We start from the raw sequence: 6,329 nt of genomic DNA on the forward strand, positions 1-6,329 counted from the left end.
TCGCTGTCGACGTCGGCGACCTTCAGCGCGACCACTTCACTGGCGCGCAGCCCCGCGCCGTACGCGACCGACAACGCGGTCTGGTGCTTCAGGTTGCCGGCGGCCTCGATAAGCCGCCGCACTTCGTCGGGACTGAGCACGACGGGCAATACGCGGGGCACGCGCACGGGTCGCATCCTGACCATCAGTTCGGGCCGGTCGAGCGTCACCGTAAAGAAGAACTTCAGTCCGGTGATCGCGTGATTCAGCGACACGGCCGATGTGCCGTGGTCGACCAGATAGAGCTGGTAGCGGCGCAGGTCCTCGACGGTGGCCGTGTCAGGTGAGCGCCCGAGAAACCGGGTGAACTCACGCACGATGTGCAGATAGATGTCCTGGGTCTTGGGGGCAAGCTGGCGCATGCGCATGTCGTCGATCATGCGCTGGCGCAATGGGCTGACGTTTGCTGGTAAGGAGGTCATGATTCGGCTCCTGCTGAAGAACGAGGCGGATTGCCTCATTCGCCAACATAAAGCCGCGTGACCGGCCTCTCCCTGACCTTCAGCGCCGGACCGTAGCCCCTACCGCGCGAGCGGTTTAGTCCATCGGCCATTTGCGGTCGTTCGACCGCGCTCTCGGGCAGACATTCAAACGTCAGTTCCGCTCAGCTATGAGACTCTGCCCTGTCGAAATGTGCCGTCCTGTTTCGGCGGCCCGATTGGCGATGCGCAACGTGATCATCGAAGATTTGAACATTGACATTGGCGGTGTTCGCGCTCACGTCGCCGGCTAACTGTGAAGTCGCAGTACAGGACAATTTTCCGCGGTAACAATCAGTCTTCCTGCGCCAGCCGAAACAAGACGTCAGCGAGGGCGCGAATCTTGGACTGTGCGGCTCGTTGGGATGGATAGACGACGAAGTACGACAAGCCGTTTTGCGCCACGTCGCCAAAGGGCGTAATCAGTGTTCCCGCCTGCAGGCGGTCCCTCGCCATCCGAGGATCGCCGATTGCAACTCCATGCCCTTCCGCCGCAGCGGTGAGCGTCAATTCGAGGGTATCGAAAACGAGCCCGCGGCTCGCGTCGATCTGCCGTGCCCCAACGCTTTCCAGCCAGCATTGCCACTCTTCATGGCCGTGTCCGGGATGGAGCAATGTGACATGAGCAAGGTCGGCTGCCGAGCCAAGCGATGCAGCCATTTGGCTTGTACACATCGGTGTGAGTTGCTCGGCAAACAACGGAACCGCGTCCATACCCGCCCACTGCCCGGTTCCACGAACAACGAGGGCGTCGACGTCAGGTGTAGTGAAATCCGGCGTGTCGTCCGCAGAGGTGGAGATGCGAAGTTCTGTTCCAGGCAACGCGTGATTGATGTCTGTGAGCCGTGGGAGCAGCCAACGAATTGCGAATGTGGATGGCAGCTTGAGAGTGACGATAGGCGCTGTCTTAGCGTGAATGTCGGCGTGTTGAACCAGTTGCGTGAGTACGCTTACGGCCACGGTCAACAGTTCGCTTCCTTCCGCCGTCAGCCTCAGTCCCGACGCATGACGCACGAAAAGTGCACACCGGTAGTGCGACTCCAGTTGCTGAACCTGACGGCTCACCGCGCCCTGCGTTCGGCACAGATGGTCAGCGGCTTTGCTGATGCTCCCGAGTTGCGCCGCTGCGACGAATGACTGGAACGCTGTCAGCGGAGGCAGCGGCCGCGTCATGTCGGCCAATGGATATGCACGGGTTGCATACCCGGGTTGCGGATTTTTCGATTGTTCGGTCATCGGTGCATCGCTATCTTGCCTGGACCGGATGCGCGCCCGTTCGAATGCGCGGAGTTGTCAACGAATGATCGGAGATTAAAGATGGCCTCATCGTCGGAAGAACTATACACCCGGCAGGTTCGCAACTATCTCGCGGAGTTGGAGCGCGGCGATGTCTCGGCAATCTGTGCGTTGTTCACGCCGGACGCCCAAGTATCCTCCCCGTTTCTCGGCTGGATGCGCGCCGCGCCATTCTTTGCGAAGGTCAATGCAGCGTCTGGAGAAAGCAGAATAACGCCCATCGACATCTGCGTGAGCACGACGGGAGCTCGACGCGCGACCGGTTACTTCGTCTACGACTGGGGGCTAAAAGATGGATCCGCGGTGCGTTTCGAGTGCGTCGATGTTTTCGAATTCGATGACAACGGACTCATCGAGCGGATGATCATTGTCTACGACACTCATCCAATTCGCAGTACGGTAGGTGACAAATACGCGTAGCCGAATCGATGTCGCTCGACACCGAAGGCTAGCGTTTGGGAAGGGCTGGCTGAAGCGCGGCACTTTCTGCGCGGCCGCCATGGGCCGCTCAACCGCGAGGCTCCAATCCTTCCCCCTGCCAGCCAGCAGCGGGCAAATCAACACCCGGCAGGCTAAGAGTCTGCGTCGCGGTGCTGGCTATCGAAACTCCGCCTCGCTTCCCGGAAGCGCTCCGCATTCTCGACGATCCAGGTCCACAGCGGGACCATGCGAACGAGCAGCTCCATGCCCGTGTCGGATAACTCGTATTCGACTCTAGGCGGCACTTCTTCAAAATCGTGACGGAGCACCAGGCCGTCACGTTCGAGTTGTCGTAACGTGCGCGTCAGCATCCGCTGAGTCACCCCGTGCATGCGCCTGCCGATTTCGGCATGGCGCAGCCCACCGTACACGCCGAGCGTGTGGACGACACCGAGCGACCAACGATTTCCGGCGTGTCCGAGCACCTCCCGCCGCAGCCCGTCATCATCGTCTCGCAGGCCGTCGCACACGGTCTGCGAGTATCGGAGAAGTTCGTCTCGATCCAACTATCTGGCTCCCAGTATCATGCATGTACCTTCTTTCATACACGTCCATGCACCGCTAGACTGCAGCAACGCATTCCTCAGCAAGGCTAGACGATGAACCAGACAGATCTTAACGCTACGTCTCAAAACATTCTCGTGCTCGGTGCCGGCGAACTCGGCCTCCCGGTACTACGCAATCTTGCGCGGCACCGGGCTAAGGACGTCGACGGTGCGAAGATCAGCGTGCTGCTGCGCCCAAGTACAGTTGAGTCCAGTGCACCCGGCAAACGACGAGATATCGCGGAGATCCGAGGTCTCGGGATCGAGATCGTCGCAGGCGATATTGTGAAGAGCTCCATTGATGAGCTGGCGGCACTATTCACGCGATATGACACGGTAATCGGTTGCACGGGGATTACCGCCGGAGTCGACACGCCGATGAAGCTGGCGCGAGCCGCCTTGCAGGCCCGAATCCCGAGGTACTTCCCATGGCAGTTCGGGGTCGATTTTGACGTAATCGGTCGCGGCAGTCCGCAGGACATCTTCGACGCACAGCTGGACGTGCGCGAGTTGCTGCGCAGTCAGCACGAGACCGAGTGGGTCATCATTTCGACCGGCATGTTCATGAGCTACCTGTTCGAGCCGGAATTCGGTGTCGTCGACCTGCAAAACGACGCGGTCCACGCGCTGGGCAGCCTCGACACCGCCGTGACGCTGACAACGCCCGATGATATCGGTGCGCTGACCGCCGCGATCGTGTTCGCCCAGCCCCGCATCCGGAACGAGATCGTGTATCTGGCTGGCGACACCGTGACTTATGGGGAGGTTGCCGACAAGCTGCAAGCGGGCCTCGGCCGGCAGTTCAGCCGTTCGGTGTGGAGTGAGCAGTATTTGCTGGATGAGCTGGCGCGCGACCCAAACAACATGATGCGCAAGTATCGTGCGGCCTTTGCTCAAGGGCGAGGTGTCGCATGGGACAAGAGTGGGACGTTCAACCAACGCCACGCCATTCCGGTCACCGACGTGGCATCGTGGATCAACGCGAACCTTGTTTCGGGCCGCGGCGAGTAATCGTGAGTCCGGCCATCCAGGCAAACCATATCGAGGGTCGTTCTCCCGAGCAGAAAGTCGGACTCCGGCCGATAGGTGCGAGCTCCTGCTCCTGTATTCCGTACTGACTTCGGCCGAATTCTGCTCGGCGAAGTCGGCGCGTGAAAGCAATGTGGCCGCTGGCTGAAGTTGCTTGTCAGCGGTCGTTGACAGGCTGAGGATTGGATGACGGGTTAGGGTCGCTTTATGCCTTTTACATAAGCGACCGCGCCCACGGCGATCGCCGCGCTCGGTCGTCGGGCGCTAGCCGGCCATGAGCCGTCGTTGACCCACGATAATTGCAGGACATCTGGCAGGCAGCTCCACCTCCAAAAGCGGACGGCCGCGCATTCCACGACGCTTTAATTCGACGCTAATTTGTGCACGTCTGCATCGCCACGAAGCGCATTCGTCAACGATTACGAAAAAGCAGGAGGGGGTGGCCGGCCGCTGGGATAGTACAGGTGGAAGCCGGAAAACGAGGCGCACTAGTCAGACAGCACCCGTAGAAGTTCTCCGCTTTCGAGCTGCGGCAACACGCGCTGTTCCGGGACGAAGGCAAGGCCGACGCCAGCAAGCGCGGCTTTCACCGCCATCGTGGCCGTGTTGAACACGAGTCGTCCCTCGACGCGCACGTTCAGCTCACGGCCGCCCTTCCTAAACTCCCAGGCATATATCCCGCCGGCCGTCGGCAACCGGATGTTGAGGGACGAGGTTGCCAACGTGGCGGGGCTGGTCATAGGACCAGACGGTGCCCTCATGACCGGGAGCGACTCTCTGATGGATGTTGGCGTTACGGCTTCGTACCGGTTCGGGCCACTCGCCCGGAAAAGCGTACGCCGCGCTTCATAGCCCAGATCGCTTGAGCATCGCCTCGGGATAACGCGCGCCTAAGACTTCCACCGCTTCCGCGCCTGCTCTTATCTCATCGAGGTCACAATCCGTTAGCGTTACAGACAATGCGCCGACGTTCTCCTGAAACCGGTCAACGCTGCGCGTCCCAAACAATGGAACAATCCATCGTTTCTGCGCGAGAAGCCATGCAAGCGCGATCTGGCCAGGCGTTGCTCCGTAGCGATCGGCGACGGTTTTCAGCAGAGAAACGAGCGCCTGGTTGGCCTGGCGGGCCTCCGGCGTGAAACGGGGAATCTGACCGCGGAAGTCGTCGCTATTAAACGCCGTGCCCGCATCGATCTTGCCGGTCAAGAAGCCCTTGCCGAGCGGACTGAATGGGACAAAGCCGATCCCAAGCTCTTCCAAGGTCGGAATAATTTCGGTTTCAGGCTCGCGGGTCCATAGGGAATATTCACTTTGCAATGCGGTTACCGGATGAACTGCATGCGCTCGGCGGATCGACTGCGCGCTGGCTTCCGATAGACCAAAATGGAGAACCTTACCCTCGGCGATCAGGTCCTTCACGACGCCTGCGACGTCCTCCATTGGCACGTCCGGGTCTACACGGTGCTGATACAACAGGTCGATATAGTCGGTCCTGAGTCTTCGCAGGCTGCCCTCCACGGCTGACCTTATCTGCGATGGCTTGCTGTTGACGCCGCCCCGGTGTTCGCCCGTTGTCTGATCGATGTCCCAACCAAACTTCGTGGCGATCCGAACATGTTGGCGCATCCCCGCGAAGGCTTCACCCACCATCTCTTCGTTGGTCCATGGACCGTACACCTCGGCGGTGTCGAAAAAGTCCATGCCGAGCTCTACTGCTCTTCGCAACAGGCTGATCATCTGTGCGCGATCAGGGATTTCTCTGGACTTCCCGTATCCCATACAGCCGAGAGAAACAGCCGATACGGTAAAGCCTTGACCAAGTGTACGAGTCTGCATTATTTGCCTCATCATCGCGAGTTTTAGTTTTGCGCGTCCGCCGAGTTCCGACCTTCTAGCCAAGCCTGAATAATCATTAGCTTGGCCTGATGCGGCGATTATTGCCCCGCCACCCCATCGACGATGTAAGTCCGGCTATTTCCTGACCGGTGGCGAATGGGAATAATGGCCTGATAGGCAGGAGAGTTGTACCAAGCCTGTGCCTGCGCCAGTGAGTCGAACTTGATGATCACCAGGCGCCCTTGCGCGCCGAAGCCTTCTTTCACGTCCATTTCGCCGCCGCGAACGATGAAGCGTCCGCTGAACGGCTTGAAGGTCGACTCAACTGCGGCGCTGTAAGGCTTGATGCCTTCGGAATCGGTCGCCTGGAACTCGGCGACGTAATACGCCGGCTTTGTAACTGACGACGGCTGCGCCTGAACCGACAGGGGCCCCAAGTTGATGGCCATTCCTAAGGCTGCCAACCAAGCGAACCTCATCTTTTTCATGGAAATCCTCGCGCTGTGATCCGGCCGGCTTTCGTCACGGCTGATTGAACCGCCCCGGGTTTTGTGGAGGCTCCAACTCTTGAGAGAATGGAGCCATGAACAAGAAGGTAACCAAGTTTTCCCCGGAAGTCCGAGAG

8 protein-coding genes are annotated in these 6,329 nt (G+C 59.7%); 2 read left to right on the plus strand and 6 right to left on the minus strand.

Annotated features, from left to right (window positions below; translation table 11 throughout):
* The coding region (locus F4827_RS34450; RefSeq protein ID WP_183733707.1) for a site-specific integrase at positions 1-461 on the minus strand (461 nt) is incomplete at its 3' end.
* 351 nt (positions 462-812) lie between these two features.
* Positions 813-1,754 (minus strand): LysR substrate-binding domain-containing protein, encoded by a 942-nt coding sequence (locus tag F4827_RS34455; RefSeq protein WP_183733710.1) that lies wholly within the window; start codon positions 1,752-1,754, stop codon positions 813-815.
* 81 nt (positions 1,755-1,835) lie between these two features.
* Here F4827_RS34455 and F4827_RS34460 point away from each other — a divergent pair, with 81 nt between their 5' ends.
* On the plus strand, positions 1,836-2,234 hold the full coding sequence (locus F4827_RS34460; RefSeq protein ID WP_183733712.1) for a nuclear transport factor 2 family protein: 399 nt from the start codon (positions 1,836-1,838) through the stop codon (positions 2,232-2,234).
* 152 nt (positions 2,235-2,386) lie between these two features.
* On the opposite strand, the gene F4827_RS34465 is transcribed toward F4827_RS34460, so the two are convergent.
* Complete coding sequence (locus F4827_RS34465) at positions 2,387-2,800, minus strand: helix-turn-helix domain-containing protein (RefSeq protein ID WP_183733715.1); 414 nt, start codon at positions 2,798-2,800, stop codon at positions 2,387-2,389.
* 93 nt (positions 2,801-2,893) lie between these two features.
* Here F4827_RS34465 and F4827_RS34470 point away from each other — a divergent pair, with 93 nt between their 5' ends.
* The gene (locus F4827_RS34470) at positions 2,894-3,850 is read left to right on the plus strand and encodes an aromatic alcohol reductase (protein WP_183733718.1); all 957 of its coding nucleotides are present in this window, start codon (positions 2,894-2,896) and stop codon (positions 3,848-3,850) included.
* Positions 3,851-4,356: 506 nt separating this feature from the next.
* Here F4827_RS34470 and F4827_RS34475 read toward each other — a convergent pair.
* The 3 genes from F4827_RS34475 to F4827_RS34485 form a co-directional block, all read right to left on the minus strand.
* Positions 4,357-4,608 carry a LysR substrate-binding domain-containing protein gene (locus tag F4827_RS34475; protein WP_260175568.1) on the minus strand — a complete coding sequence of 84 codons (252 nt, stop codon included), beginning with the start codon at positions 4,606-4,608 and terminating at the stop codon, positions 4,357-4,359.
* A gap of 106 nt (positions 4,609-4,714) precedes the next feature.
* Positions 4,715-5,704, minus strand: coding sequence for an aldo/keto reductase (locus F4827_RS34480; RefSeq protein WP_183733720.1), 990 nt, complete (start codon positions 5,702-5,704; stop codon positions 4,715-4,717).
* Positions 5,705-5,802: 98 nt separating this feature from the next.
* A partial coding sequence (locus tag F4827_RS34485; RefSeq protein ID WP_260175569.1) for a DUF1330 domain-containing protein occupies positions 5,803-6,329 on the minus strand: 527 nt, incomplete at its 5' end.

The sequence above is a fragment of the Paraburkholderia bannensis genome, assembly GCF_014200455.1.
In the GTDB taxonomy this organism is placed as follows: Bacteria; Pseudomonadota; Gammaproteobacteria; order Burkholderiales; family Burkholderiaceae; genus Paraburkholderia; species Paraburkholderia bannensis_A.

Excerpts from the sequence above, each read along its gene's own strand:
- F4827_RS34455 (WP_183733710.1), bottom strand. The coding sequence starts at position 1,754 with ATGACCGAACAATCGAAAAATCCGCAACCCGGGTATGCAACCCGTGCA.
- F4827_RS34460 (WP_183733712.1), top strand. The coding sequence starts at position 1,836 with ATGGCCTCATCGTCGGAAGAACTATACACCCGGCAGGTTCGCAACTAT.
- F4827_RS34470 (WP_183733718.1), top strand. The coding sequence starts at position 2,894 with ATGAACCAGACAGATCTTAACGCTACGTCTCAAAACATTCTCGTGCTC.
- F4827_RS34475 (WP_260175568.1), bottom strand. The coding sequence starts at position 4,608 with ATGACCAGCCCCGCCACGTTGGCAACCTCGTCCCTCAACATCCGGTTG.
- F4827_RS34480 (WP_183733720.1), bottom strand. The coding sequence starts at position 5,704 with ATGCAGACTCGTACACTTGGTCAAGGCTTTACCGTATCGGCTGTTTCT.